Below are 23,859 nucleotides of genomic sequence, written 5' to 3'. Positions count from 1 at the left end.
TCCACACGATATAAATCCTACCCCGTTTTTACCATTGCCAAGCCAATATGGGGCTTTCCCTGTGATCCACCCGTTATCGAAACATTATTTTCCCTTTCCGGTATCCATATCCGCGAACACACTTTTTCTAATAAAGCTTTATTATGGCTAAAAACGATTAACCCGAGTGGCCGATGGGCCGCTTCTGACAACAGAACTTGCCAAATTTGGGCCTGAATATGAGCATCTAATTGCGCGGTGACTTCATCAGCAATTAAAAAACGCGTCCGTGGGTCCAATGCCCGTAATAACGCTATCCGGGCCAATTCCCCACCGGAGAGTTCATCGGGCCGACGCTTCAGCCAAACAGGATCCACCACCATCCGCTCGAGCCAATAGGCATCAGGCCGCCAAGCATCATGCAAACTTTCCCCCGTCGTTCGATAAGGATTGAAACTTTGTTCAGGGTGCTGCGGCACCAGTTGGACAGGGCAATACCCTTTTTTTGCTAAGGGTGCACCGCCCAGTAGGATTTGCCCTGAAGTGGCAGACTGCCATTGCGCCAATACCCGGCCAAGGGTCGTTTTACCAAAACCGCTCGGGGCTGATATACCTAATCTCTCACCCGCTTTGAGTGAAAAACTGATCGTATCCCATAGCCGCTTTCCCCCCTGATCAATGGTCAGGTTCTCGACACTAAACATATCCAGCTACCTCCGAGGGTGATATCGCCTTGCTCACAAATTGCTGCTCCGGCAATGCGGCCCACAACGATTGCAGCCACGGACTACCACCGTTATTTCTCAGCTCATCAGCGCTCAGTGTTTCGTGCAACTCCCCTTGATGTAATACCGCGATTTTATCGGCGAAGCGTGCAGCCAACGAGAGGTCATGTGTGACCCATAAAATACCGCGCCCTTGCTGACAAAACGCCCGTAAGTGGGTCAGTAGCTGGCAGGCATGTTCATCATCTAACCAAGAGGTCACTTCATCGGCCAAGATATAACGGGCATTGGTCAGCGTTGCACAGCTAGTCAGCACTCGCTTGGCCATACCGCCAGAGAGTTGGCGCGGGAAATCATTTATCAGCCCCGGTGCTAAATTGTAGTTTTGCAGTTGCATAGCCACATCTTCTAACCGCAGTTTTACCCCGCTCAGTTGCGCTGCTCGGGTCATTTGTGAGCCGACTTTAATCAATGGATTCAGGGCGCTAACGCCTTGGGGGACGTAACACAAGGTTTTGCCACGCTGCTCAATTTTGTCTTGAGCGCACAGGACTTCACCATCAAGGATAATCTCACCGTGGCAGCGCATATTATCCGGCAATAAGCCCAGTACACTTTGCAGGAGCAAGCTTTTACCTTCACCACTCCCACCGACTAACGCGACCAACTCCCCAGGATTGATCTCCAATGAAATATGACTGAGCAATGGATGCCAAGTTTTTCGCCCTAACCAGCGATAATGCGCAACATCAATGGCAAACCTATCAAATTTCAACATCAGGTTATCCTCACCCAGAGCTGCTGCAAAGAACGGGCAAACTGGTCAAATGTCAGCACTAATCCGACTAAAATGAGTCCTGGGAAAAATGCCAACCACCATGCCCCACTACTTAGGTAACGTAATGCATCCGCCAATAATATGCCCAACGACGGCTCATGAGGGGACAGCCCAAATCCGAGAAAACTCAGTGCCGCGCTGTGTAACACCGCATGTGGGAACATCAACAGCGTACCCACAATCCATTGTGGCAGTAATAACGGTAGCAGATGGTGACGCCATCGGTAGAAATTGCTGTTGCCTAACCGATGCGACAACATCACATAGTCGGTTTCACGAATACGTAAAATTTCCGCACGTAGGATCAAAGCTAACTTTGGCCAATGGGTTAACGCCACCGCCAGAATGACCCCTTGTTTCCCCCCGCCTAGCGTGAAGCAAATCAGCACTAACAATAGCAAATGTGGCAATGCCAGCATGCTGTCAATCAACCCGCGAATCAGGTAATCCAGCGTTTTATTCACTGCACATAAACTGGCAGTCAGCATGGCCAGTATGCCGCTGGCAAAGGCGGCAATTAGACCTATCTGTAAGCTGGTGGTCATGCCCTGAAAACAGCGCATCCACAAATCACGCCCCAGACTGTCGGTGCCAAACCAATAAGCCAGCGAAGGCGGCTGACGGCGAGCCATTAGATCCATTGGGACTTCGAGGGGATAAATAGCCCAGCCATAAATAATCAAAATAGACAGTAAAGCTAATGATACAAACAACCGGAACAAAGCTTGATTGGGGTTATAGGTCATAGTTGCCGCGCAGCCCCCCTGTTGAGGCGATGTAACAGCACATTGGCGATGCTATTACCGCAGAATACCAAGATGGCGCAAAACATCACGATCCCCATCAAGAGTGGAATATCGCCATGAAGCCCAGCATCAATAGTGGCCTGCCCTAACCCAGGATAAGCAAAGACTTTTTCAGCCAATAATGATCCCCCAAGCAATTCGCCAACCGAGGCAAATTGCAGGCAAAGTGCCGGTGTAATAGCGTGGCGCAAAATATGAAAATTCACCAATGACCACCCTTTATCCCCCTGCGCTTGCGCATAGCGAATAAACTCACTGTTCATCACTTCGGCAACACGCGCGCGGGTATGCAGGGCAATATTGCCGACCCCTAATAGCCCCAGAGCCAGCATCGGTAAAATAAGATGATGCAGCTTATCACTCCAACTGGCCGTCTCTGCATTACTACCCGGTGTCCAAGCACAACAAATGGGTGCCCAATTCAGTTTCACCGCGAATAATGACAGCAGTAATAAGCCAATCCAGAAAGTGGGCAGTGAAGCCAATAAATAGGACAGTGTTGAAATCAACCGATCAGGCCAACGATTGAGATAGCGCCCCGCCGTCAGCCCTAGCAATAACCCGACAATCCCTGAGAACAACCACGCCGAAACCAGTAACGCAAATGAGGTCGCAAAACGCTCACCGATAACTTGTGAAACTGGCGCGTTGTAAAGCATCGAATAACCAAAATCCCCTTGTAAGACTTGGGTAAACCAATGCAGAAAGCGCTGCCATAAAGGGAGATCCAGTCCCCAACGCGCCGCGATCAGCGGATATTGCTCTGGCGGAACATGCAACAAATCACTGCCAATGTAGGCGCGGATGGGATCGACTGGTGAGAAACTCAATAGCGTAAAAGTGCCTACTGCGGTGACCAGCAGCAGGCAGATTAAACGCACAATGAAAAGTGAGACACCCTTCATTACTGACAGGTCCATTTCCAGCTATCAAGGCTATTGAGCAGTGACCAAGAGCCATGAATCTCCGGCGCTCCCTTACCGAGATCAACACATTCGTTCGCCAGATAAGTATGCTGAATATTCAGTAACCAAGCCCATGCCGCATCACCACGAATACCGGCCCCTGTCGTACCATCCCAATCCACCTGTTGCCAGAACGGCACGGCTTGCTGCCAAGTTGGGGCGTCGAGCGCCTGTTGCAGGTGCTTATCCACCACTGGGTTTTGGTAATACCCAGGATTGTAATACTCCACCCCAGCCGCTTTGCTGCTGTAATGATGGTAAAGCTCCATTGGGTCTAAACTGCCCCAGCCAAATAGCGTTGGGTTAGCATGCATATTGCGCTCGACGGTTTCCCAACTGCCGGATTTTAAATCGACGTCAATACCAATAGGTTTCAGCATTGATCGCACGGCTTGGGCTAAATCACGACGAGTGGTGTCACCACTGGTATACCAAAGCGTTATTTTCGCTGGCACACCATTTTTCTCGCGAACACCATTTTTGTTCACTTTCCAACCGGCTTCTTCCAATATCTGTTTGGCTTTCTCGATATCACCATCTTTGATATCTGAATCTGGGCTATTCCACGGTAACCCCTGTACGCCGGTATAGGCCGGGATGGCATGGCCTTCCATGATTTGCTCAGCTAATAGTTGGCGATTGATGGCATAGTTAATGGCGCGGCGGATCGCAACATCAGACGTGACATCATTGCCAATCGGATAACCATTCGCATCTTTTTTGCCCGATGGCGTCGTTGGGAACACAATGCCTCGGTTTTCGACACTCGGTCTGACCCATAACTTCATGTTATTGACTGGACCGGCCGACATGGACGGTGGAATACGTACGACACCCAACTGGCCGCTTTGCGCGGCAGCAAAGGCACTATCCTCATCGAGGAAGACAAAAATCAGCTTGTCGAAGTCATTTTTATTCCCCGCGTAATAGGGGTTCGCTTCCACGATCATTTGCTGACCTGGTTGGAAACTGATTAAACGATAAGGCCCCGCACCAATTGGTTTTTGCGCATACGTCTTAGCATCATATTTATCCGCGGAAACAATCCCCAAAGAGCCTAATACATTCACAAAGGTACTCTGCGGGGCTTTCAACTGAATACGCACATTGAGGGGGTCTATCTCTTCGGCACTCAGAAAGTTCCCCATATCCACTTTACCGCCACTGGCGGCAGCATTGTTGTATGTGAACACCACATCTTTGGCCGTCAGCGGTGAACCATCAGAGAACTTAAGATCAGGTTTCAGCGTCAGTAACCAAGTTTTACCGTCGTCACTGGTTTTATAGTCGCTCAGCAAAAAGCTGTTCCAGCTAAGGTCATCATTTTGTTTCAGTAATGGGCTGTGGAGTAGCAAATAACTGCCATGACTCCACCCTAACATAGGGTCAAAACCTTCGGTGGGTTCATCACCGATAGCCAGTTGCAGTGTGTGGGGGGTTGCAGCACTAATCGGAAGAGACAAAGCACTCAATAAAGCCGCGGTTAGAAAGGTATTACGAAGCCATAGACGTTTAGACATGTACCATCCTTTGATTATCTAGCTAGCGAATATAGGGCATTCTCTGTCAGGAAAATATTCAATAAATAGTTAAGCGTAGCACCAAATATTAATAGGGGTAATGTAGACTCAATTCAGTGCAATTCACTAATTTTCCATCCATTTGTTAGAATTAAAAAGTATTTATGTGATAAATGTCAGTTTTAGATGAGGTAAATCAAAAAAATGATAATGGAATACAAAGAATTGCAATCAAATAATATTATTTACAATTCGAAAATTATCATAATAAAAAGATGAAGAGAGTGATTGAGTGGGCACTATTGAATATAGGAATATCGCCAGTAATACACATTCGACCTCATCACCCCACAATAGGATTTAAATATGGCAACCGCAGCTTGGGGTACCTGATTGGGGAGTAGTCAACCCCTCCCTTCGAGTTAACACAGGAGGACTCAGATTCTAGCGGATGAGCTTATGCTCAAATTTCGTTATACTCCCAGTGAAATTCGGAAGCCGTCATAAAGGAAAAGCAATGACAATGCGTGAGCTTGAAGTACAGTTTCTCAATGCAATGAGTGAGTTGCAGGCAACTTTTGAGAAGCAGCACCAAACATGGCAGGCGAGTTATACGGCACTGCAACATGAGCTGGAGCAGTCAAAAGCGCGGGAAACAGCATTGCGTGCTAAGAATGATATGTTGCTGAGAAAGCTAAATACGGCCAATACCTTGCCCGAGCAACATTCACTGGTCAGGCAGATAAAAATGTTGGGCGCACACCTTGATGCTTTGGCTAATGATGCAGCAGCGTTTAATCATCATCTGAACAATCAGCAAAAAAATAGCGATAGCTTCAGTGGCAACACGCCTTAACTTCTTCGTTGAATTTATCGATTTGGGCGATTTTACAGCCAGATAATTTTACGTTGTCAATTTCACTTTATATGGCGCAAAGAAACACTCAATGACGTGGATAATGATTGCTGTTTTGATCGTGGTTTTTATCGTGGGCTACCGTGTATTGACATCTGATACCCGCAAGGCGGTGGATACGCTGGCAAATTTACTGAAGATTAAGCCCATTTATATTGAATCGATGTTGCAAGAAATGGGACAACGCCCAACTCAAATGTTCATCCGGTCCACCAGCAATGGTTACGCTGAAGATGTGCGAAAGGCGGCCTATTTGGTATTCATCTATCAAACCTTTGTTAAAGACCCTTCCGACGAAAACGTGATGCAATGGCGTAATACGCTGATTCGCGCCCATATATCGCCTATCCTTTCCGCTGAACACACAGAAGCAGCATTGTTCTATTTTGCTGAGTTGGATTTAGACGCCTTTGAATTAGCGCAATTTCGCCGCCAATATAATCTGCGATTTAATCCGGAAGCTGACGCCGTACTGCATTGATAGCGGCACGACGGCGCAATTAATTTTATGTCGGTAGGCTTGCGCGTCAAATTTACTGAAACATACTGTTCAGATAGCGCAATAACATTTCTCTTGAGCTAAAACCGTGGGCGATACCATAACGGTCTTCCGCCTCACCCGCCAGATAGAGTGGGAACTCTACATATTTATCACTGATACGAAGCGTTGCTGTCGGCGTGGCAAACAGTAAGCTTTTATCTTTGTGTGCAGGATGTATCACCAATGCAGTTCTGCCCATGCGGGCTTCGCGGTTAACATAAACGTAGTGTTCTGCTTTGCGGTAGCCGTATGCCTGATCAACCGTGTAATCCCGCTCAAAGCCAGCATTCTCCAACACTCTAGCCACTTCATCTGGCCGTAAATACATTGACTTCCCCTCTTTTTAACTACTATTGGGCGACCTTACCGCAATAAATAAGGGAAACCACGTATTTATTGGTTCAAAACGGCTATTTAGGAATAGTCTACACGCGCGTAGCGTCTGTATTAGGGGCCAAGAAACGGAAGAAAGCAGCAAGCGCGGATCAAATGAAAGCACGAAAAACACCCGATCTTCATCAGGTGTTTGGAATAGGTTAGGCGGTGCGGGGCTCAACCCCGCATTCCGAGATCCTTATGCAGCAGGTGCAGTCACTGATTTTTTAGCAGCTTTATGGTGTTTTTTAGCGGCTTGTGCTTTTTGAGCTGGTGCTTTTTTCACGTGTTTTTTAGCAGCCTGTGCTTTTTGAACGGGTGCTTTTTTCTCGTGTTTTTTAGCTGCCTGTGCTTTTTGCACTGCGGCTTTCTTCTCGTGTTTTTTGGCTTTTGCAGCCTGTGCTTTCTGTTCTGTTGTCTGTTTGGTGGCTTTATGTTTTTTATGTTTAGTTGGAGCTGCTTTTTCTACAGCAGGCGCTGCGGTGGTGCTGGTTGCAGCGGGTGCTGTTGGTGTTGCAGCAGCTGCAGTTGTTTCAGCAGCGAAAGCAACAGAAGACAGACCCATAGTTGCAGCAACGATCAGCGCTAATACTTTTTTCATTTTCAAATCCTCAGAGTTTGTTTCGCTAAGCCCCTGATGGGGCCGTTGGAAAGAATCATAGAGGAATGAATTTGCTCTTTCCGTGAGTCATTGGTTTCGCTAAGTAACCAAATGTACAAAGTGACCCCTGTCACGATGGGTGCCATTCGTGCGGCTCACCTTCGGATTACTCCTGAAGCCGATTTACCTGCTGATTGTTAGTCTATGCTTAATGTTCATCAAGCAAATGGAGAGTCAAATGTTCAAGAAATCAGAAAAAGTTGAAAGAGATCTCGATCAGGACGTGACCCTTCTGGCAGATACCCTCGACGATGTCTTGCGTTCATCAGGTGAGAAAACGAAAGAGGAACTGACCAAGGTTCGCCAGAATGCTGAGGGTGTATTACGTGATGCTCGAGCGCGCTTCAGCGGTTCCACCAGCCTGAAGCAACATGCTCGCGACGTGGCTGGCAATGCTGACAACTATATTCGCGATAAGCCATGGCAAGGCGTTGGTATTGGTGCCGCAGTGGGTATCGTACTGGGTGTGCTATTGGCGCGCCGCTAACTCATGTGATTAACCGATTAGCCCATCAATCAATAGCCCTCATTGCTGTGTCTACTTCAAATGTGGTTAATGGTCGTTGGTTCATCAGTGGCCCAGATGTGCTACATCTTGGGCCAACACTTTTTATCCCTCCGTTTTATCCCTCAGAGACAGAACGAATTATTTTTGCCAAGCGTGCCACCAGTTGATCGGTTTCTGCCTCCGACGTCAGATTCGTAAACCCCATCAACAAGCCATTCTCACGTTCATTGCGTTTGGCTCTCTGCACCAATCCCCAGTCAGATAGTGCTTGAATCGCCAATCCCTGACGTTGAGCTTCAGCAGCGATCTCCCTATCAACAAAATGGCTGTCCAATCGAGCCAATAACTGAATGCCCCCTGATTGGCGTTCAACCTCAACGATACCCGCAAGCTGGCGCATTAGGATGACCGATAACCGCTCGCGGCGCTCAGCATATAAGTGGCGCATGCGCTTAAGGTGACGATAAAAATGCCCCTGATTCATAAACTCCGCCACACTGGCCTGTATTAGTGGTGGACAAGCACAGGTTCGTAACTGACAGCGGTGATTAAAAATCGCCACCAACGCGGGTGGAACCACCAGATAGGCCAATCGCAACGCTGGAAACATTACTTTGCTGAATGTACCGGCATAGAGCACCCGCCCTTGCCTATCCATGCTCTTCAGTGGAGGCAGCGGCCGCCCTTGATAGCGGAACTCACTGTCATAATCATCCTCGATGATCCAAGATTGCTGTTGTTCCGCCCAATCCAATAGCGCCATACGCCGCACTAAGCTCAGCGCAACACCTAACGGACTTTGATGTGCTGGCGTAACAATAGCAAAACGCGCGTGTGGGCAAGACTGAATAGCGGTAGCCACATCCATCCCTTCGTCATCCACCTTTACCGGATACGGGATCAACCCAGCCTCGCGGATCAAGGGTTCAGTGGCAGGATAGCCAGGATCTTCTAGCCAGCCGCAATCTCCCGGTTTGAGTAAGGTACTCACCACCAAATCCAGTAATGCTTGATAACCGGCGCAAATAAAAACTTGCTCAGGCTGACAACTGAATCCCCGAGAAAGTTGTAAATAGTGGGCAATAGATTCACGTAAGGCAGGTAATCCGGTGACGGGTGGATGCCCGAGAGATGCGGCGGTCATATTGTGCAACTGCTTAGCCATCATTCGCCCCCACTGCGCGCGGGGGAAAGCATCCAATGCAGGCAGGCCTAACTGAAACGGCAGCGCCATCATACGATTAGCCGATAGCGCATTGTTGACGGCTATCGGTGGGCAACTCTCCACGACACTGTTCAAGGGCAATAAAGGGGCATCAATAAGCTGGGGCGATACGTAAGTTCCCCCTTGCCCACGGCTTTGCAAATAACCTTCGGCAATCAACTGGGCATAGGCATTTTCTACCGTCCCTCGCGCCACCCCCACTTCACTGGCCAATGCGCGCACCGATGGCACTCGCGTATCAGGTAACAATGCGCCCTGAACAATAGCATCTTTAATACGTTGATAAATCTGGCGATAAACCGGTTCGTTTTGGTGACGATCCAAGTTCAATAGGCGCGAGAATACCTTCATCATGCCCCACTAAAATAAGTCATTTATGGCCCTATAGTATAGGCCATGGTGTTGCTAAAGTAGCGACCTGTTTCGCAGCAAACCTCACAGGTAAATATCATGGTTAAACAACGTCTTTATTTCTCCGAACTCTCTCCAGTGACTTACAAAGCATTGGTGAATACATCCCTAACGCTCGATAAAAGTTCATTGCCAAAAGCAATGATAGAAATGATCTTCATGCGAGTTTCACAGATCAACGGCTGTGCATTCTGCCTCAATATGCACGGCAAATTCCTGCGTGAGAATGGCTTTGATGACGCCAAAATGGACACTATCGCGGGGTGGCGGTTGAGTCATGCTTTCAGTGAAGCGGAACGAGCGGCATTGGATTGGGCAGAAGCAGTAACGAATATCACCACCAGCGGTACGCCTGACAACACTTTCGAGGCGTTAAAAGCGCATTTTACCGATGCTGAAATTTCTGATTTAACTTTCGCCATCAGTATCATGAATGCCTTTAACCGCTTAGCGGTTAGCCTGCGTCAGTAAGAAATTCCTCCAGCCACTATTTTGCATTAAGCATAATTCCGCATTAAAAATATTTTTAGCCTGCTCATTATGACTCATCTCGGCTGTCAGCCCCGTGCTGGCAGCTTCGCCACTGTGCCACTAGTAAATTGCACACAAATAACTACATGTAGTGTGGTTGAATTAAATAAATACTAGATATAGTATTTATTCATCACCTACGGAAATAAAACTGTGGATGATTATCAGGGGCCGGTCGTCATGACACACTAACAACCCGCCTAATTCCGCCTTTCCTCAATGCAAAAGGTAAATGCGAATCATGAGCATTATTATTTACAGTAAGCCCGATTGTGTCCAGTGCAATGCCACCTACCGCGCCTTAGATAAGCAAGGAATCACTTATCAGGTAGTTGATTTAACAGAAGATCCTCAAGCATTAAATCATGTTAAATCACTGGGCTATCAGCAAGTTCCTGTGATTATTACCCATGACGACCATTGGTCTGGTTTTCGCCCCGACAAAATAAGCGCTCTGGCTCAAGCTGTCGGTGCTTAACGGGGGCAATGGCATGAACCCGCTGGTCTATTTTTCCAGCTCTTCACAAAACACTCATCGTTTTGTCGAGAAACTGGCGCTCCCTGCGATACGCATCCCCATCGCAGGTGCACGAGAAAAGTTACGGGTTGAGCAACCCTATATTTTGTTAGTACCCAGTTATGGAGGTGGTAGCCCGATAGGTGCTGTGCCGATTCAGGTTATTCGATTTCTCAATGATCCCCATAACCGTTCATTCATCCGCGGCGTTATTGCCGCGGGTAACACTAATTTTGGCGACGCCTATTGCTTGGCAGGAAAAATCATTTCCGAGAAGTGCCAAGTTCCTTATCTGTATCGCTTTGAACTACTGGGTACAGCAGAAGATGTGGCAAACGTGCGCAAGGGAGTAACTGAATTTTGGCAACGACAGAACTGAAAATCACCGATCCATCCAACAATGAGCTGGATTATCACTCACTGAATGCGATGCTGAATCTCTATGATGCTGACGGGCGTATCCAGTTTGATAAAGACCGACTGGCGGCGCGGCAATACTTCTTGCAACACGTCAATCAAAACACCGTTTTCTTCCATAACTTGCAAGAGAAACTTGATTATCTGGTGGAAGAGGAATATTACGAAAAAGAGGTGCTGGATCAGTATGATTTTAGCTTTATCAAGAGCTTATTCCAGCAGGCTTACAGCAAGAAATTTCGCTTCCCGACCTTCCTTGGCGCGTTTAAATATTACACCAGCTATACCCTAAAAACCTTTGATGGCAAACGCTATCTGGAACGCTATGAAGATCGTGTTTGCTTAGTCGCCCTGACACTGGCGGCCGGCAACCCACAGCTTGCCCGAGAATTGGTTGAGGAAATCATCTCTGGCCGTTTCCAACCCGCGACCCCAACCTTCCTCAATTGTGGTAAAAAACAGCGTGGCGAGCTCGTTTCCTGCTTCTTGCTGCGCATGGAAGACAACATGGAGTCCATTGGCCGCTCGATAAATTCAGCGTTGCAACTATCCAAGCGAGGTGGCGGCGTTGCCTTTCTGTTGAGCAATATTCGTGAGGTCGGCGCGCCTATCAAGCGAATCGAAAATCAGTCATCCGGCGTCATTCCAATCATGAAAATGCTGGAAGATGCGTTCTCTTATGCCAACCAGCTGGGTGCGCGCCAAGGGGCGGGAGCGGTCTATCTTCATGCCCACCATCCGGATATTCTACGTTTTCTCGATACCAAACGAGAAAACGCCGATGAAAAAGTCCGGATAAAAACCCTGTCACTTGGGGTGGTTATTCCTGATATCACGTTTGAACTGGCGAAGAATAATGAAGAAATGTACCTATTTTCGCCTTACGACGTCGAACAGGTTTATGGCATGCCGATGTCTGAAATCAGCATCAGCGAAAAATACCGTGAAATGGTCGATAACAAGCGCATCCGCAAAAGCAAAATCAAGGCTCGTGAATTCTTCCAGATCCTCGCAGAGATCCAGTTTGAATCCGGCTACCCCTATATGATGTTTGAAGATACGGTAAATCGTGCCAATCCGATTAAAGGCCGGATCAATATGAGTAACCTGTGCTCAGAAATATTGCAGGTAAATTCCCCTTCCGAATATAACGATGACCTTGGTTATCGCCACATTGGCAAAGATATCTCCTGTAATCTGGGTTCATTGAACATTGCCCACACCATGGATTCACCCGATTTTGGCAAATCCATTGAAACCGCGATCCGAGGGCTAACAGCAGTCTCAGATATGAGCAATATTCGCTCAGTGCCTTCTATTGATAAAGGCAATCAGGAATCCCATGCCATTGGTCTGGGGCAGATGAATCTGCACGGTTATCTGGCACGAGAACGTATGTTCTACGGTTCAGAAGAAGCACTCGACTTCACCAATATGTACTTCTATACCGTGGTATATCACGCCATCCGTGCCTCTAACTTATTGGCGATAGAACGAGGTTGTCACTTTAAAGGCTTCGATGAATCAACCTATGCTTCGGGAAGCTATTTCACTCAATATCTTGAACAGCACTGGCAGCCTAAAACCGCCAAAGTACAGGCACTCTTTGCCGACGCAGGTATTCATATTCCCGACCAACAAGATTGGGCGGCATTGCGCCAATCCGTGATGGCACATGGCATTTATAATCAGAATTTGCAGGCCGTTCCACCGACTGGTTCAATTTCATATATCAACCATTCGACATCAAGCATTCACCCCATCGTCTCCCCGATTGAGATCCGCAAAGAAGGCAAGATTGGACGCGTCTATTATCCTGCGCCTTTTATGACTAACGATAACCTTGAGTATTATCAAGACGCTTATCAAATTGGGCCGGAGAAGATCATCGACACCTATGCGCAAGCGACCCAACATGTTGATCAAGGGTTATCACTGACACTGTTTTTCCGCGATACCGCCACCACCCGCGATATCAACAAAGCGCAGATATATGCGTGGAAAAAAGGGATCAAAACGATTTATTACATTCGGTTGCGTCAGATGGCACTCGAAGGCACGGAAGTCGAAGGCTGTGTTTCTTGCTCGCTGTAAATTTTCCTGCTCGCTGTAAATAAACAGAATTGGCTTAATAAGGAAGTCTCTCTATGAACACAGTAAAACCAATCTCGCGTGTCAGTGCTATCAACTGGAATAAAATTGAAGACGATAAAGACTTAGAAGTCTGGAACCGTTTGACGGCAAACTTCTGGCTACCGGAAAAAGTCCCACTATCAAATGACATTCCCTCTTGGGCTACACTCACCCCCCATGAACAGCAACTGACTATTCGTGTTTTTACTGGGCTAACATTGCTGGATACGATTCAAAATACATTAGGGGCACCCGCACTGATTAAAGATGCGATCACGCCTCATGAGGAAGCGGTATTCTCGAATATCAGCTTTATGGAAGCGGTGCATGCCCGTTCCTACAGCTCCATTTTCTCGACACTTTGCCTAACATCAGATGTTGATGATGCTTACCGCTGGAGTGAGGAAAATGGCCCACTGCAAAAGAAAGCCGATATTATTCTTCAGCATTACCATAATGATGACCCACTGAAGAAAAAAATTGCCAGTGTATTCTTGGAATCATTTTTATTCTATTCGGGATTTTATTTACCGATGTATTGGTCTAGCAGAGCAAAGTTAACCAATACTGCCGATCTTATTCGCCTTATTATTCGCGACGAAGCAGTACATGGATATTATATTGGATATAAATTCCAAAAAGGTTTAGAAAAAGTTGATAATAACCGCCGGCAAGAAATAAAGAATTTCGCATTCGATCTGCTGCAAGACTTATATGATAATGAAGTCCGCTATACCGAAGACCTGTATGATAACGTCGGCTGGACAGAAGATGTTAAAAAGTTCCTGCATTACAATGCCAATAAAGCATTAATGAATTTAGGCTATGAGGCCTTATTCCCATCAAATCAGGCGGCGGTCAGCCCCGCGATTTTGGCCGCGTTGTCCCCCAATGCAGACGAAAATCACGATTTCTTCTCCGGTTCAGGCTCTTCATATGTGATCGGTAAAGCGGTCAATACTGAAGACGAAGATTGGGATTTTTAAACTTTTTCACCCCGGTTTTCACCCTCAACACCTGGGTGTAAAAAATCGGCATCTAAGGCCAATAGGCAGCCGCTATGAGGTTGCCTCTTTTTTTCCTCTCATTCCCCCTCTTTCTCACCCCAAAAAACGCTCGTTTCCCCCACTCTCCTTTTGGCTGTCCAGAGCCTCCATTTAGCAGTGGGATCTGAAATTATTATCAGGCGATACATTTAGCGACAGAGCAGAGTATAAGGGGGACTCAGCGTTTCATTCTTGATGGAAAAGGAGCCTTCTCCAAGCTTAAAACGATGCTTTCCTTCGAGGTTAATGAGCACCTAAAATCAGGTAAAATATAATCAGTAATAACCCGTATAATTATTAATCCTATATGTTCGATATTCACCCCAATAACAACCTAATTATCGATAGGATTTATCGCCAATATTAGTCAATTCACAACACCTAGAAAACCACAATATTAACGCATGTAAATTAACCCTTCGGGAAGATATATATAGCTGTCGTTATCGCGCTGAATTTGATTATAAGAACATTGAGGGTTGTCTCAGATTCTCATTGTGTTAGGGTATATGGCGCTCTATTTTTTCATCAGGATAATATCGATCGAATAAACATAATTCAAAATTGACAGAGGAATACACCAGCTGCATGGCAATTAAACTCGAAGTAAAGAATCTATATAAAATATTTGGAGAGCATCCCGAACGGGCTTTTAAGCTGCTTGAATCCGGTAAGAATAAAGAGCAGATATTTGCTAAAACAGGTTTGTCCGTTGGCGTTAAAGATGCCAATCTGGCCATTGAAGAAGGCGAGATATTCGTCATCATGGGGTTATCCGGTTCGGGTAAATCCACCCTGGTACGCCTTCTCAATCGTCTGATAGAACCTACTCGTGGTGAAGTCCTCATCGATGGCGAAGATATTGCCAAAATATCTGATAGTGCACTGCGCACTGTTCGCCGTAATAAGATCAGTATGGTCTTTCAATCCTTTGCATTAATGCCTCATTTAAACGTGCTCGATAATACCGCATTCGGTATGGAGCTGGCTGGCGTCCCTCAACAAGAGCGCCATGAAAAAGCCATGGAGGCATTGCGTCAAGTTAGTCTGGATAATTACGCCCATTCTTATCCCGATGAACTCTCTGGCGGGATGCGCCAACGCGTTGGTTTAGCCCGAGCCATGGCGAATAACCCCGATATCCTATTAATGGATGAAGCATTTTCTGCGCTCGACCCATTAATTCGTACCGAAATGCAAGATGAGCTGGTCAAGTTACAGGCCAAACATCAAAGAACCATTGTTTTTATCTCTCATGATCTGGATGAAGCCATGCGCATTGGCGATCGTATTGCCATTATGCAGGGCGGTGAAGTGGTACAGGTCGGCACGCCGGATGAAATATTGAACAAACCGGCCAATGACTATGTGCGCACCTTCTTCCGTGGTGTGGATATTAGCCATGTCTTTAGCGCCAAGGATATTGCACGCCGTCGCCCAGTATCCTTAATCCGTAAAACACCAGGTTTCGGCCCGCGTTCAGCGTTAAAACTGCTGCAAGATGAAGACCGCGATTATGGCTATGTGCTGGAGCGCGGGCAGAAGTTTATTGGCGTGGTATCGATAGATTCACTGAAAAAAGCCTTGGCTGAGAACCAGTCGTTGGACAGCGCTTTACTGGCTGATCCCGCACCGGTTCCCGCAGAAATGCCCCTCAGTGAGCTGATTTCTTTGGTCGCTCAAGCACCGTGCGCGGTGCCAGTCGTCGGTGAAGACAGCAGTTATATCGGTATTATTTCCAAAGCCATGCTGTTGCAGGCTCTGGATAAGGAGACGCCAAATGAGTGATCAAATCCAGGTCAATGACCAAACAGTCAATAACCCGTGGGCAACCGATGCCGCTGCGTCTACAGCACCGGTGGTGACGGATACCCCTACTCAGAGCCTGTCAGCCGCTGCTGACCCTTGGGGCGCAAGCATGGCCGAGGGTAGCCGCGCCGCGGGGAATGCAGGCCATGAGGTTGCCGCTCAGGCAGCACAGGGCCAAATGGACAATACCGACTGGCTGAACAGCGCGCCAACCGCAGCACCTGAACATTTCAGTCTGATGGACCCGTTCCATACCACATGGGTGCCACTAGACTCATGGGTTACCCACGGTATTGATTGGGTCGTTATGCATTTTCGCCCACTGTTCCAAGGTATTCGCGTACCGGTAGACTTTATTCTCAGCGGTTTTCAACATCTATTACTGGGCATGCCTGCGCCAGTGGCAATACTGGTTTTCGCCCTGATTGCTTGGCAGTTCTCCACCTTGGGTATGGGCGTGGCGACGCTCGTCTCCCTGATTGCCATCGGCGCGATCGGCGCATGGTCACAAGCCATGGTGACACTGGCGCTGGTACTGACTTCGCTGTTCTTTTGTATCCTTATCGGGCTACCGCTCGGGATATGGCTGGCGCGCAGCAATAATGCCGCTCGTATCATTCGGCCCTTGTTGGATGCCATGCAAACGACCCCTGCCTTCGTTTATCTGGTGCCAATCGTCATGCTATTTGGTATCGGTAACGTCCCAGGCGTCGTCGTCACCATTATCTTTGCCTTACCACCGATTGTCCGCCTGACTATTTTGGGTATCAAGCAAGTGCCGGAAGATCTTATCGAGGCCGCAGAGTCATTCGGTGCTAATCCGCGCCAATTGCTGTTCAAAGTACAGTTACCGCTGGCAATGCCCACCATTATGGCGGGGGTGAACCAAACGCTCATGCTGGCGCTGTCGATGGTCGTTATCGCCTCGATGATTGCCGTTGGCGGATTAGGTCAGATGGTACTGCGCGGTATTGGTCGTTTGGATATGGGGCTAGCTGCCGTCGGTGGTGTCGGTATCGTCATTCTGGCGATTATCCTTGACCGCCTGACTCAATCATTAGGCCGCGATCGCCGCAGCAAAGGCGTTGGCCGCTGGTACACCACTGGCCCGATTGGGCTACTCACCAAACCATTTAAAAATACTCAGTAATTTTAAATATTCATTCGTTTTAAATCATTGCACTAAATATGACACCCAAAGTCATTGGCGTGGCGTCGAGTTAGCCGCGCCAATAACAATGGGAATAAGGGGAAAATTATGCGCACGACAGGAATCTGGGCTTTGGCCCTTACCACACTGATCAGCACTCAGTTATCTGCCGCAGAATTACCAGGTAAAGGCATTACCGTCCAACCACTGCAAAGTACTATCTCGGAAGAAACCTTTCAGACCTCACTGGTCAATAAAGCCCTTGAGAAGCTCGGTTACGATGTCCAGCCAACCAAAGAAGTTGACTACAATGTCGCCTATGCCTCCATTGCGGCCGGCGATGCGACCTTTCTGGCCGTCAACTGGGAGCCGCTGCATAACGACCAATATGCTTCAGCCGGTGGCGACGCCAAATTTTATCGTCAAGGCAACTATATTGAAGGGTTAGCACAAGGCTATTTGATCGACAAAAAAACAGCCGATAAATACCACATCACCAATATTGAGCAGCTAAAAGATCCCAAAATTGCCAAGTTGTTTGATGCGAATAACGACGGTAAAGCTGACCTGACAGGTTGTAACCCAGGTTGGGGCTGCGAAGCGCCGATTAACCACCAAATCAAGGCTTACGGTCTGAGCGACACTGTGGACCATAATCAGGGCAACTATGCTGCCATGATTGCCGATACCATCACCCGCTATAAAGAAGGTAAGCCAATCCTCTATTACACGTGGACGCCCTACTGGGTCAGCGATGTATTAGTGCCGGGACGTGATGTCGTGTGGTTGCAGGTGCCGTTCTCTTCCCTGCCCGATAAGACTATCGACACGCAGCTTTCTAATGGCGCGAATTACGGCTTTCCACCGAGTGTGATGCATATCGTCGCCAACAAAAAATGGGCTGAAGCCAACCCCGCAGCCGCGAAGCTGTTTTCCGTCATGAAACTATCCATTAATGACGTGAACGCTCAGAACATGCGGATGCACGCTGGTGAATCATCAGATGCGGATATCGAACGTCACGTGAACGGCTGGATTCAGGCGCATCAGGCCACCTTTGATGGCTGGGTGAATACCGCTGCTCAAGCGGGCAATGCAAAAGTAACCCAGTAAAAAGTGAGTTTTCCCCAAATAACTTGACGTTACAGTCAAACGGCAAGTTGGCTGGGGATCGTTTGCAGAGGACTTTTTGTAGATAATTGTTTGTAGATGATTGTTTGGAGATCATTGCTTGTAGATGATTGCCAGCAGAGTTTTTTACTGCGAAGATTTTTTACAGCGGATAGAAACAACGAAGCCCTGAGTTATTGCTAACTCAGGGCTTCTGAATGTTGGCGGTGCGGACGGGACTCGAACCCGCGACCCCCGGCGTGACAGGCCGGTATTCTAACCGACTGAACTACCGCACCACGCTGCTGTTCCGGTTAAGAACGAGACGGATATTACGTACGGAAGGTAAAAACGTCAACACTTTTTCCAGCAAAATAAGCCATTTGCACAGTTTTTCAACTGAGTGCTGTTTTATTCTGCGTTTGCCTCATTTTCTGATTCAAGCGGCATCCGCCACATACAGCTGCCCCCCTTTTTCATGACCAGATCAAGGCGCGACTCATGAGCCGCCAATTCATCATCGGCAGCATAAATAATTTTCAGTGCTGACGCTGGTCGAGTAATGCGCTGAATATCTTCTGAAGATTCGTTCTGAGACTGATCGCCTTCCATCGAGAAAGAAAGCGATGTCTGACCGCCGGTCATTGCCAGATAAACTTCTGACAGAATTTCGGCATCGAGTAATGCGCCGTGCAACGTTCGCTTGGTGTTATCTATCAGGTAGCGATCGCACAAGGCATCGAGGTTATTACGCTTGCCAGGGAACAGGCGACGCGCCATTAACAGGCTATCGGTGATGGTACAGAAGGTCTCCGTTTTCGGAATGTCCTGCTGCAACATGCGGAACTCATGATCCATAAAGCCGATATCAAACGCCGCGTTATGGATGACTAATTCCGCGCCACGGATAAATTCGAGAAACTCAGGTGCGATATCAGCAAATGTGGGTTTATCTGCCAAAAATTCATCACTGATACCGTGCACGCCGTACGCCTCGGGATCAACCAGACGATCGGGTTTCACATACACATGGAAGTTTCTGCCGGTAAGACGGCGGTTGATCACCTCTACAGCACCAATCTCAATAATCCGATGGCCTTCATAATGAACGCCCATCTTATTCATACCGGTGGTTTCAGTATCCAGAACAATCTGTCTGGTTGGTGTAACGATCATATTGCCAGTGCTCATAGCGCTCGTTTATGTCAGACTTAACGTTTAAACAGATAGGAAGAGTCTACCAGAGATGACTAAGCAGGTAGAGATTTTCACCGACGGATCTTGCCTTGGCAACCCCGGGCCCGGTGGTTATGGCGCAATTTTGCGTTACAAACAGCATGAAAAAACCTTCAGTGCGGGTTACCGCCTGACCACAAATAACCGCATGGAGCTTATGGCGGCCATCGTGGCGCTTGAGGCATTGACCTCACCTTGCGAAGTTACACTGAGCACCGACAGCCAGTATGTACGCCAAGGTATTACACAATGGATCCACAACTGGAAGAAACGCGGTTGGAAAACAGCAGATCGTAAGCCTGTGCGCAATGTCGATTTATGGCAGCGTTTGGATAACGCTATCCAAACTCACACCGTGCAATGGGAATGGGTAAAAGGCCACGCCGGCCACCCAGAAAACGAACGCTGCGATGAACTTGCACGCCAAGGCGCTAACGCCCCGACGTTAGAAGATACTGGCTATATTCCTAATTAATCGATTGCCGTCTTCAAGGTCGATCACGATAACTTTTAGTGGCACCCACTGCACGGCTGAACCAAGGCTTACGCGCGCCAAATTTCATCGGGTTAAAAGTCAGTGGAATGGTCCGCTTACGGGCAACAATCAAGCTAACACAGCCTAACGCAGGTAAATGGGTGCTGATAAAGCGCCCACCACCTTTATGCCAAGGCAAAACGTGAAAGCGTGATAAATACATGACTTCGTAATTCAATAAACTCAACCAATCCAACAAACGCATCTGGGTAAACATACGGCTAACATAAGGCTGCTGTTGGCGTAATAGCGGGACCAGCTTTCCAGCGCCCAATAGGCTCATCGGATTAAAATTACTGATAACCAACCAACCATCATCGATAAGCACCCGATCGACCTCACGTAAAATACGGTGTGGATCAGCGGAATAGGCTAAAGTGTGGGACAACAAACAGGCATCGACTGATTTCTCGGCAAAAGGCAACTGGTACGCACTAGCAAGTACCTGCATATTTTGGCCAGCTTCTGCGACATTAACCTGATGAGATATTGCGCATGTATCACTGGCGATTTCAGCGCTTAAATGGCCTATTTTCAGTAGATGAAAACCAAAGAATTTGGGCCACCAAGGTTGTAACTGTTGCTCAATCGCCGCGCGATAATACTCTCCCCAAGGTAATTCAGCCCAGGATGCGGGTGCATCTATCTTTCGGCGTGTTTGCGCTGGTTTCATATTTCTACCCGATGGATGTCAAAGTGCGGGAAAGACAAGCAAGAGACGAATGAGCCAGAAGCCAATTTGAACACTGCTTGACGGGTATATTATCTTATTCAATTAGTTGTCGACAAAAGAGGTATCCAATGAATCTTATCAGCATTCCTGCATTTCAAGATAATTACATTTGGCTTTTAGCAAACCCGCAAAAACACTGCATTATCGTTGACCCAGGGGAATCTGCTCCAGTATTAACCGCGCTGAGCCACGGCCAATACACGCCTCAGGCCATATTACTCACTCATCACCATCACGATCACGTGGGAGGTGTGGCTGATTTACGCCACCACTTCCCCAATATTCCAGTGTATGGTCCGCAAGAAACAGCAAACAAGGGTGCCACCATTATTGTAAATGGGGGGGATAACCTGACTATTGGCGACCAAAACTACCATGTTTTTGCTGTACCCGGTCATACCCTCGGACACATCGCATACTACAGCAAACCTTATCTTTTCTGTGGTGATACACTTTTTTCTGCTGGCTGCGGTAGGTTGTTCGAAGGCACTCCTGAGCAAATGTACACGTCAATTCAACAGCTCGCGCAACTCCCAGATGAAACCTTAATTTGCAGCGCGCATGAATACACTCTCGCAAACCTTAAGTTTGCCCGCTCTATCTTGCCTTCAGATCAAGAGATAGCAACATATCAACAGGAAATCATGCAATTACGGGCAAAAAACCTACCTAGCCTACCGGTAAAATTGCATTTAGAACGTAAAATTAATGTTTTTTTACGCTGCAATGACATTGATTTACAAAGAGAAATAGGCGTAAGCTCGCCACCAAGCTCACTTGCCTCAGTTTTTTCCGAATTACGTGCCCGGAAAGACCGATTCTAAGCTTTTTGTTGTGTTTTTTGTCGAAGCAAAGTATGATTGCTCGTCTTTTAAGCAACTACATTGACACACACATGAAGACCAAAGCGATAATACTCGCCTCAGTCTTGCTTGTTGGGTGCCAGACGTCCAAGCAGGATGTGAAGGCACCAGAACAGCATGCACAGAGTTTGTCTTCGGCAGGTCAAGAAAGTGAAGCAGGAAAGTACACAGATAGTGCCCGAGTGGGTAGCGCGCGATGGCTGGATAGTGAAAGTAGCCTCGCGCAGCAAGATTTGTGGAACTTCATTAGCGACGAGCTGAAGATGAAGGTTCCGGAAAATTCCCGGATCCGTGAACAGAAGCAAAAATACTTAAAAAATAAGAGCTATCTCCACGATGTAACATTACGGGCAGAGCCGTACATGTACCTGATAGTCGAGCAGATTAAGAAACGTAAGATGCCGATGGAGCTGGTACTGCTACCCATAGTGGAGAGCGCTTTTGACCCACACGCGACATCATCCGCCAACGCCGCAGGGCTATGGCAGATAGTGCCGAGTACAGGTCGAAATTATGGCTTAAAACAGAACCAATGGTATGACGGCCGCAGAGATGTGGTTGCTTCTACCAAAGCAGCGCTTGATATGATGGAGCGCCTGAACAAAATGTTTGACGGTGACTGGTTGTTAACAGTCGCTGCGTATAACAGCGGTGAAGGCAGAGTCATGCAAGCGGTGAAAGCCAATAAGGCTAAGGGTAAACCGACGAATTTTTGGGCTTTGTCGCTTCCACGTGAAACGTCAATTTATGTTCCAAAAATGCTGGCCTTGGGTGATTTAATCAAGAACAGCAAAAAGTATGGTTTAGCCTTACCTGAAACCGACAAAGACCGTGCACTTGCGCGTGTTGATGTTGGTCAGCAGATACAGCTAACTCAGGCGGCTGAGATGGCGGGGATGTCACTGACAAAGTTGAAATCCTTTAATTCTGGGTATAAGCGCAATGTAACAGCACCTGATGGTCATGGTCCTCGTTATATTATGTTGCCGAAAGCCCATGCTGAGCAGCTTAAAGATTCATTGGCAGATACCGATATTGCCGCAGTTCAACCCACTAAACTGGCGCAGAACAGCACAAAATCAGCATCAAGTTCGCAGTATAAAGTTCGCTCTGGCGATACTTTATCTTCGATAGCCAAGCGGTTGAATATCAAGACCAGCGATTTGCAGAGTTGGAACAACTTACGTGCCAAGAGTACCTTAAAAGTTGGGCAAACCCTGCAACTGGCAAGCAATACAACCAGCAACAGCATCACCTATCAAGTTCGTAAGGGTGATTCATTTGCCAGTATTGCCAAGCGTCACGGTGTAGACACCAATGATGTGATGCGATGGAATTCGGTAGTCAGCAAAGCTAATAACTTACAACCAGGCTTAAAATTGACGTTATTCGTTAACGGCAAATCGACCCCGGATACGTAAAGCTAGAATCGCGATTAATGCTGTTAAAAAGCACCCTTCGGGGTGCTTTTTTTATGGCTCAAATTCGACTAAAAGTGGGTTATGGTCAGAGGCTCGAGTCACTAACACAGAGGCATCAGCCAGCGTGAGTCCCCGATAAAACACAAAATCAAGTGGTCGCCCAAATGCTCGGCTGCGATTATCCGCTAGAAACTTAACCTCCTCCAGCCCCACCCCTTGGGCGAAACGCTGCAACGCATTCACTCGCTGACGACTCCAAGCATTGAAATCTCCAGCCAAAATAACAGGACCACGATGCATGGCGATTTGCTCGCCGATCGGCTCAAGCTGCTTACTATAGACATCAACACCAAGACTGAAATTTACCGCATGAATGTTTACGACCATCAATAAGCGACCATCATGGATGGGATAGACCGTGACTAATGCTGATTTAGACAAGCGTAGTAATGGCTCTCTCTCACGTAATGGACAGCAGTAGACTGGGTGGGTCGCGGCTAAGGTCATGACACCAGAAGGATGCTGAGGCAACGCAAAAGCAGGAACTTGGTCTGCGGCCTGATAGTGAGACGTAGCAAACCTCACCAGCTCGGGTGTTGTTTGTGCTTCTTGCAGTAACATCAGTTGAGCATCACGCCCGAACTCTTTAAGCACAGACAGCCATTCGGCTCGCTGCTGTTTAAAGATATTCCACACCATTACACGAAGAAATTCAGATGTCGGTAATGGCGCTCCTGGCGGTAGCCCCTGCCCCAACTGTTTTGCTGAGCCAGGGAAAATCTGTTCAACCGGTTGACCTGCAACATACCGCATTGCAAATGTTCGTTTCGGCACTTTGGTGGTCTATTCCTTATTCGAAATCACATTAGCTTTTGAAGTGACAGCTGC

At 47.6% G+C, this 23,859-nt stretch carries 25 protein-coding genes and 1 tRNA gene; 14 read left to right on the top strand and 12 right to left on the bottom strand.

Going from position 1 to position 23,859, the window contains the following annotated elements:
- Positions 1–17: 17 nt before the first annotated feature.
- The 5 genes from DA391_RS05175 to DA391_RS05155 are packed head-to-tail and all read right to left on the bottom strand — an operon-like array spanning position 18 to position 4,833.
- A complete protein-coding gene (locus DA391_RS05175; RefSeq protein WP_050082112.1) occupies positions 18–683 on the bottom strand; it encodes an ATP-binding cassette domain-containing protein in 666 nt (221 codons plus the stop codon).
- Positions 676–1,482, bottom strand: coding sequence for an ATP-binding cassette domain-containing protein (locus tag DA391_RS05170; RefSeq protein ID WP_050082113.1), 807 nt, complete (start codon positions 1,480–1,482; stop codon positions 676–678). The genes DA391_RS05175 and DA391_RS05170 overlap by 8 nt, the downstream gene beginning before the upstream one ends.
- Positions 1,482–2,288, bottom strand: coding sequence for an ABC transporter permease (locus DA391_RS05165; RefSeq protein WP_050082114.1), 807 nt, complete (start codon positions 2,286–2,288; stop codon positions 1,482–1,484). The genes DA391_RS05170 and DA391_RS05165 overlap by 1 nt, the downstream gene beginning before the upstream one ends.
- Positions 2,285–3,253: an ABC transporter permease gene (locus DA391_RS05160; protein ID WP_072084747.1), complete on the bottom strand. Its 969-nt coding sequence runs from the start codon at positions 3,251–3,253 to the stop codon at positions 2,285–2,287. The genes DA391_RS05165 and DA391_RS05160 overlap by 4 nt, the downstream gene beginning before the upstream one ends.
- Positions 3,253–4,833 (bottom strand): ABC transporter substrate-binding protein, encoded by a 1,581-nt coding sequence (locus tag DA391_RS05155; RefSeq protein WP_050287094.1) that lies wholly within the window; start codon positions 4,831–4,833, stop codon positions 3,253–3,255. The genes DA391_RS05160 and DA391_RS05155 overlap by 1 nt, the downstream gene beginning before the upstream one ends.
- A 517-nt stretch (positions 4,834–5,350) precedes the next feature.
- Between DA391_RS05155 and DA391_RS05150 the strand changes: the two genes are divergently transcribed.
- Together DA391_RS05150 and DA391_RS05145 are read left to right on the top strand one after the other, a co-directional pair.
- A complete protein-coding gene (locus tag DA391_RS05150; RefSeq protein ID WP_050082117.1) occupies positions 5,351–5,689 on the top strand; it encodes an MbeD/MobD family mobilization/exclusion protein in 339 nt (112 codons plus the stop codon).
- A gap of 91 nt (positions 5,690–5,780) precedes the next feature.
- The gene (locus DA391_RS05145; protein ID WP_050082118.1) at positions 5,781–6,230 is read left to right on the top strand and encodes a DUF1198 domain-containing protein; all 450 of its coding nucleotides are present in this window, start codon (positions 5,781–5,783) and stop codon (positions 6,228–6,230) included.
- Positions 6,231–6,282: 52 nt separating this feature from the next.
- On the opposite strand, the gene DA391_RS05140 is transcribed toward DA391_RS05145, so the two are convergent.
- Both DA391_RS05140 and asr read right to left on the bottom strand, forming a co-directional pair.
- Entirely contained in the window at positions 6,283–6,618 is a 336-nt protein-coding gene (locus tag DA391_RS05140) for a DUF2002 family protein (protein ID WP_019212277.1), read from the bottom strand.
- A gap of 246 nt (positions 6,619–6,864) precedes the next feature.
- On the bottom strand, positions 6,865–7,266 hold the full coding sequence (gene asr / locus DA391_RS05135) for an acid resistance repetitive basic protein Asr (RefSeq protein WP_049608014.1): 402 nt from the start codon (positions 7,264–7,266) through the stop codon (positions 6,865–6,867).
- A gap of 238 nt (positions 7,267–7,504) precedes the next feature.
- On the opposite strand from asr, the gene DA391_RS05130 reads away from it, so the two are divergent.
- Complete coding sequence (locus tag DA391_RS05130; protein ID WP_019212279.1) at positions 7,505–7,813, top strand: DUF883 family protein; 309 nt, start codon at positions 7,505–7,507, stop codon at positions 7,811–7,813.
- 136 nt (positions 7,814–7,949) lie between these two features.
- On the opposite strand, the gene DA391_RS05125 is transcribed toward DA391_RS05130, so the two are convergent.
- Positions 7,950–9,413, bottom strand: coding sequence for a PLP-dependent aminotransferase family protein (locus tag DA391_RS05125; RefSeq protein WP_050082122.1), 1,464 nt, complete (start codon positions 9,411–9,413; stop codon positions 7,950–7,952).
- Positions 9,414–9,509: 96 nt separating this feature from the next.
- On the opposite strand from DA391_RS05125, the gene DA391_RS05120 reads away from it, so the two are divergent.
- The 8 genes from DA391_RS05120 to proX all read left to right on the top strand — a co-directional run bounded on the left by DA391_RS05120 (position 9,510) and on the right by proX (position 18,186).
- Positions 9,510–9,941, top strand: coding sequence for a carboxymuconolactone decarboxylase family protein (locus DA391_RS05120; protein WP_050287096.1), 432 nt, complete (start codon positions 9,510–9,512; stop codon positions 9,939–9,941).
- 301 nt (positions 9,942–10,242) lie between these two features.
- Positions 10,243–10,479 (top strand): redoxin NrdH, encoded by a 237-nt coding sequence (locus DA391_RS05115; protein WP_050287097.1) that lies wholly within the window; start codon positions 10,243–10,245, stop codon positions 10,477–10,479.
- Between the two features lie 13 nt (positions 10,480–10,492).
- On the top strand, positions 10,493–10,897 hold the full coding sequence (gene nrdI / locus DA391_RS05110) for a class Ib ribonucleoside-diphosphate reductase assembly flavoprotein NrdI (protein ID WP_050082126.1): 405 nt from the start codon (positions 10,493–10,495) through the stop codon (positions 10,895–10,897).
- Positions 10,879–13,029 carry a class 1b ribonucleoside-diphosphate reductase subunit alpha gene (nrdE, locus tag DA391_RS05105; protein ID WP_050874234.1) on the top strand — a complete coding sequence of 717 codons (2,151 nt, stop codon included), beginning with the start codon at positions 10,879–10,881 and terminating at the stop codon, positions 13,027–13,029. The genes nrdI and nrdE overlap by 19 nt, the downstream gene beginning before the upstream one ends.
- A gap of 53 nt (positions 13,030–13,082) precedes the next feature.
- Positions 13,083–14,054, top strand: coding sequence for a class 1b ribonucleoside-diphosphate reductase subunit beta (gene nrdF / locus DA391_RS05100; RefSeq protein WP_057651221.1), 972 nt, complete (start codon positions 13,083–13,085; stop codon positions 14,052–14,054).
- Positions 14,055–14,702: 648 nt separating this feature from the next.
- Positions 14,703–15,902 carry a glycine betaine/L-proline ABC transporter ATP-binding protein ProV gene (gene proV, locus DA391_RS05095; protein WP_019212287.1) on the top strand — a complete coding sequence of 400 codons (1,200 nt, stop codon included), beginning with the start codon at positions 14,703–14,705 and terminating at the stop codon, positions 15,900–15,902.
- Positions 15,895–17,073, top strand: coding sequence for a glycine betaine/L-proline ABC transporter permease ProW (gene proW, locus DA391_RS05090; RefSeq protein WP_108087420.1), 1,179 nt, complete (start codon positions 15,895–15,897; stop codon positions 17,071–17,073). The genes proV and proW overlap by 8 nt, the downstream gene beginning before the upstream one ends.
- 108 nt (positions 17,074–17,181) lie before the next feature.
- Positions 17,182–18,186 carry a glycine betaine/L-proline ABC transporter substrate-binding protein ProX gene (proX, locus tag DA391_RS05085; RefSeq protein ID WP_049608030.1) on the top strand — a complete coding sequence of 335 codons (1,005 nt, stop codon included), beginning with the start codon at positions 17,182–17,184 and terminating at the stop codon, positions 18,184–18,186.
- A 219-nt stretch (positions 18,187–18,405) separates the two neighbouring features.
- Here the strand turns inward: proX and DA391_RS05080 are convergent.
- Together DA391_RS05080 and dnaQ are read right to left on the bottom strand one after the other, a co-directional pair.
- Positions 18,406–18,482: transfer RNA gene (locus DA391_RS05080), tRNA-Asp, on the bottom strand.
- Positions 18,483–18,594: 112 nt separating this feature from the next.
- Positions 18,595–19,359, bottom strand: coding sequence for a DNA polymerase III subunit epsilon (gene dnaQ, locus DA391_RS05075; RefSeq protein WP_050287099.1), 765 nt, complete (start codon positions 19,357–19,359; stop codon positions 18,595–18,597).
- A 70-nt stretch (positions 19,360–19,429) separates the two neighbouring features.
- On the opposite strand from dnaQ, the gene rnhA reads away from it, so the two are divergent.
- Positions 19,430–19,894, top strand: coding sequence for a ribonuclease HI (rnhA, locus tag DA391_RS05070; protein WP_019212290.1), 465 nt, complete (start codon positions 19,430–19,432; stop codon positions 19,892–19,894).
- Between the two features lie 13 nt (positions 19,895–19,907).
- Here rnhA and DA391_RS05065 read toward each other — a convergent pair whose 3' ends face one another.
- Positions 19,908–20,627, bottom strand: a complete 720-nt coding sequence (locus DA391_RS05065) for a class I SAM-dependent methyltransferase (RefSeq protein WP_019212291.1) — start codon at positions 20,625–20,627, stop codon at positions 19,908–19,910.
- A 128-nt stretch (positions 20,628–20,755) separates the two neighbouring features.
- Here DA391_RS05065 and gloB point away from each other — a divergent pair, with 128 nt between their 5' ends.
- Together gloB and mltD are read left to right on the top strand one after the other, a co-directional pair.
- Positions 20,756–21,511, top strand: coding sequence for a hydroxyacylglutathione hydrolase (gene gloB / locus DA391_RS05060; protein WP_050287100.1), 756 nt, complete (start codon positions 20,756–20,758; stop codon positions 21,509–21,511).
- 71 nt (positions 21,512–21,582) lie between these two features.
- Positions 21,583–22,971: a murein transglycosylase D gene (gene mltD / locus DA391_RS05055; RefSeq protein ID WP_080986336.1), complete on the top strand. Its 1,389-nt coding sequence runs from the start codon at positions 21,583–21,585 to the stop codon at positions 22,969–22,971.
- A gap of 51 nt (positions 22,972–23,022) precedes the next feature.
- Here mltD and DA391_RS05050 read toward each other — a convergent pair whose 3' ends face one another.
- A complete protein-coding gene (locus DA391_RS05050) occupies positions 23,023–23,784 on the bottom strand; it encodes an endonuclease/exonuclease/phosphatase family protein (RefSeq protein WP_019212294.1) in 762 nt (253 codons plus the stop codon).
- Between the last annotated feature and the right edge of the window lie 75 nt (positions 23,785–23,859).

Origin of the sequence: Yersinia massiliensis (genome assembly GCF_003048255.1) — a bacterium.
GTDB classification, from domain to species: Bacteria; Pseudomonadota; Gammaproteobacteria; order Enterobacterales; family Enterobacteriaceae; genus Yersinia; species Yersinia massiliensis_A.
This window is presented reverse-complemented; position numbering and strand designations above follow the sequence as displayed.

Bases quoted from the DNA above. Each gene is read 5' to 3' on its own strand.
- DA391_RS05120 (WP_050287096.1), top strand. From the start codon at position 9,510: ATGGTTAAACAACGTCTTTATTTCTCCGAACTCTCTCCAGTGACTTAC.
- DA391_RS05145 (WP_050082118.1), top strand. From the start codon at position 5,781: ATGACGTGGATAATGATTGCTGTTTTGATCGTGGTTTTTATCGTGGGC.
- mltD (WP_080986336.1), top strand. From the start codon at position 21,583: ATGAAGACCAAAGCGATAATACTCGCCTCAGTCTTGCTTGTTGGGTGC.
- DA391_RS05125 (WP_050082122.1), bottom strand. From the start codon at position 9,413: ATGATGAAGGTATTCTCGCGCCTATTGAACTTGGATCGTCACCAAAAC.
- DA391_RS05155 (WP_050287094.1), bottom strand. From the start codon at position 4,833: ATGTCTAAACGTCTATGGCTTCGTAATACCTTTCTAACCGCGGCTTTA.
- proV (WP_019212287.1), top strand. From the start codon at position 14,703: ATGGCAATTAAACTCGAAGTAAAGAATCTATATAAAATATTTGGAGAG.
- proX (WP_049608030.1), top strand. From the start codon at position 17,182: ATGCGCACGACAGGAATCTGGGCTTTGGCCCTTACCACACTGATCAGC.
- DA391_RS05150 (WP_050082117.1), top strand. From the start codon at position 5,351: ATGACAATGCGTGAGCTTGAAGTACAGTTTCTCAATGCAATGAGTGAG.
- DA391_RS05115 (WP_050287097.1), top strand. From the start codon at position 10,243: ATGAGCATTATTATTTACAGTAAGCCCGATTGTGTCCAGTGCAATGCC.
- DA391_RS05065 (WP_019212291.1), bottom strand. From the start codon at position 20,627: ATGAAACCAGCGCAAACACGCCGAAAGATAGATGCACCCGCATCCTGG.
- rnhA (WP_019212290.1), top strand. From the start codon at position 19,430: ATGACTAAGCAGGTAGAGATTTTCACCGACGGATCTTGCCTTGGCAAC.
- DA391_RS05140 (WP_019212277.1), bottom strand. From the start codon at position 6,618: ATGTATTTACGGCCAGATGAAGTGGCTAGAGTGTTGGAGAATGCTGGC.
- proW (WP_108087420.1), top strand. From the start codon at position 15,895: ATGAGTGATCAAATCCAGGTCAATGACCAAACAGTCAATAACCCGTGG.
- DA391_RS05165 (WP_050082114.1), bottom strand. From the start codon at position 2,288: ATGACCTATAACCCCAATCAAGCTTTGTTCCGGTTGTTTGTATCATTA.
- nrdI (WP_050082126.1), top strand. From the start codon at position 10,493: ATGAACCCGCTGGTCTATTTTTCCAGCTCTTCACAAAACACTCATCGT.
- DA391_RS05170 (WP_050082113.1), bottom strand. From the start codon at position 1,482: ATGTTGAAATTTGATAGGTTTGCCATTGATGTTGCGCATTATCGCTGG.
- DA391_RS05130 (WP_019212279.1), top strand. From the start codon at position 7,505: ATGTTCAAGAAATCAGAAAAAGTTGAAAGAGATCTCGATCAGGACGTG.
- asr (WP_049608014.1), bottom strand. From the start codon at position 7,266: ATGAAAAAAGTATTAGCGCTGATCGTTGCTGCAACTATGGGTCTGTCT.
- DA391_RS05160 (WP_072084747.1), bottom strand. From the start codon at position 3,253: ATGAAGGGTGTCTCACTTTTCATTGTGCGTTTAATCTGCCTGCTGCTG.
- nrdF (WP_057651221.1), top strand. From the start codon at position 13,083: ATGAACACAGTAAAACCAATCTCGCGTGTCAGTGCTATCAACTGGAAT.
- gloB (WP_050287100.1), top strand. From the start codon at position 20,756: ATGAATCTTATCAGCATTCCTGCATTTCAAGATAATTACATTTGGCTT.
- DA391_RS05175 (WP_050082112.1), bottom strand. From the start codon at position 683: ATGTTTAGTGTCGAGAACCTGACCATTGATCAGGGGGGAAAGCGGCTA.
- DA391_RS05050 (WP_019212294.1), bottom strand. From the start codon at position 23,784: ATGCGGTATGTTGCAGGTCAACCGGTTGAACAGATTTTCCCTGGCTCA.
- dnaQ (WP_050287099.1), bottom strand. From the start codon at position 19,359: ATGATCGTTACACCAACCAGACAGATTGTTCTGGATACTGAAACCACC.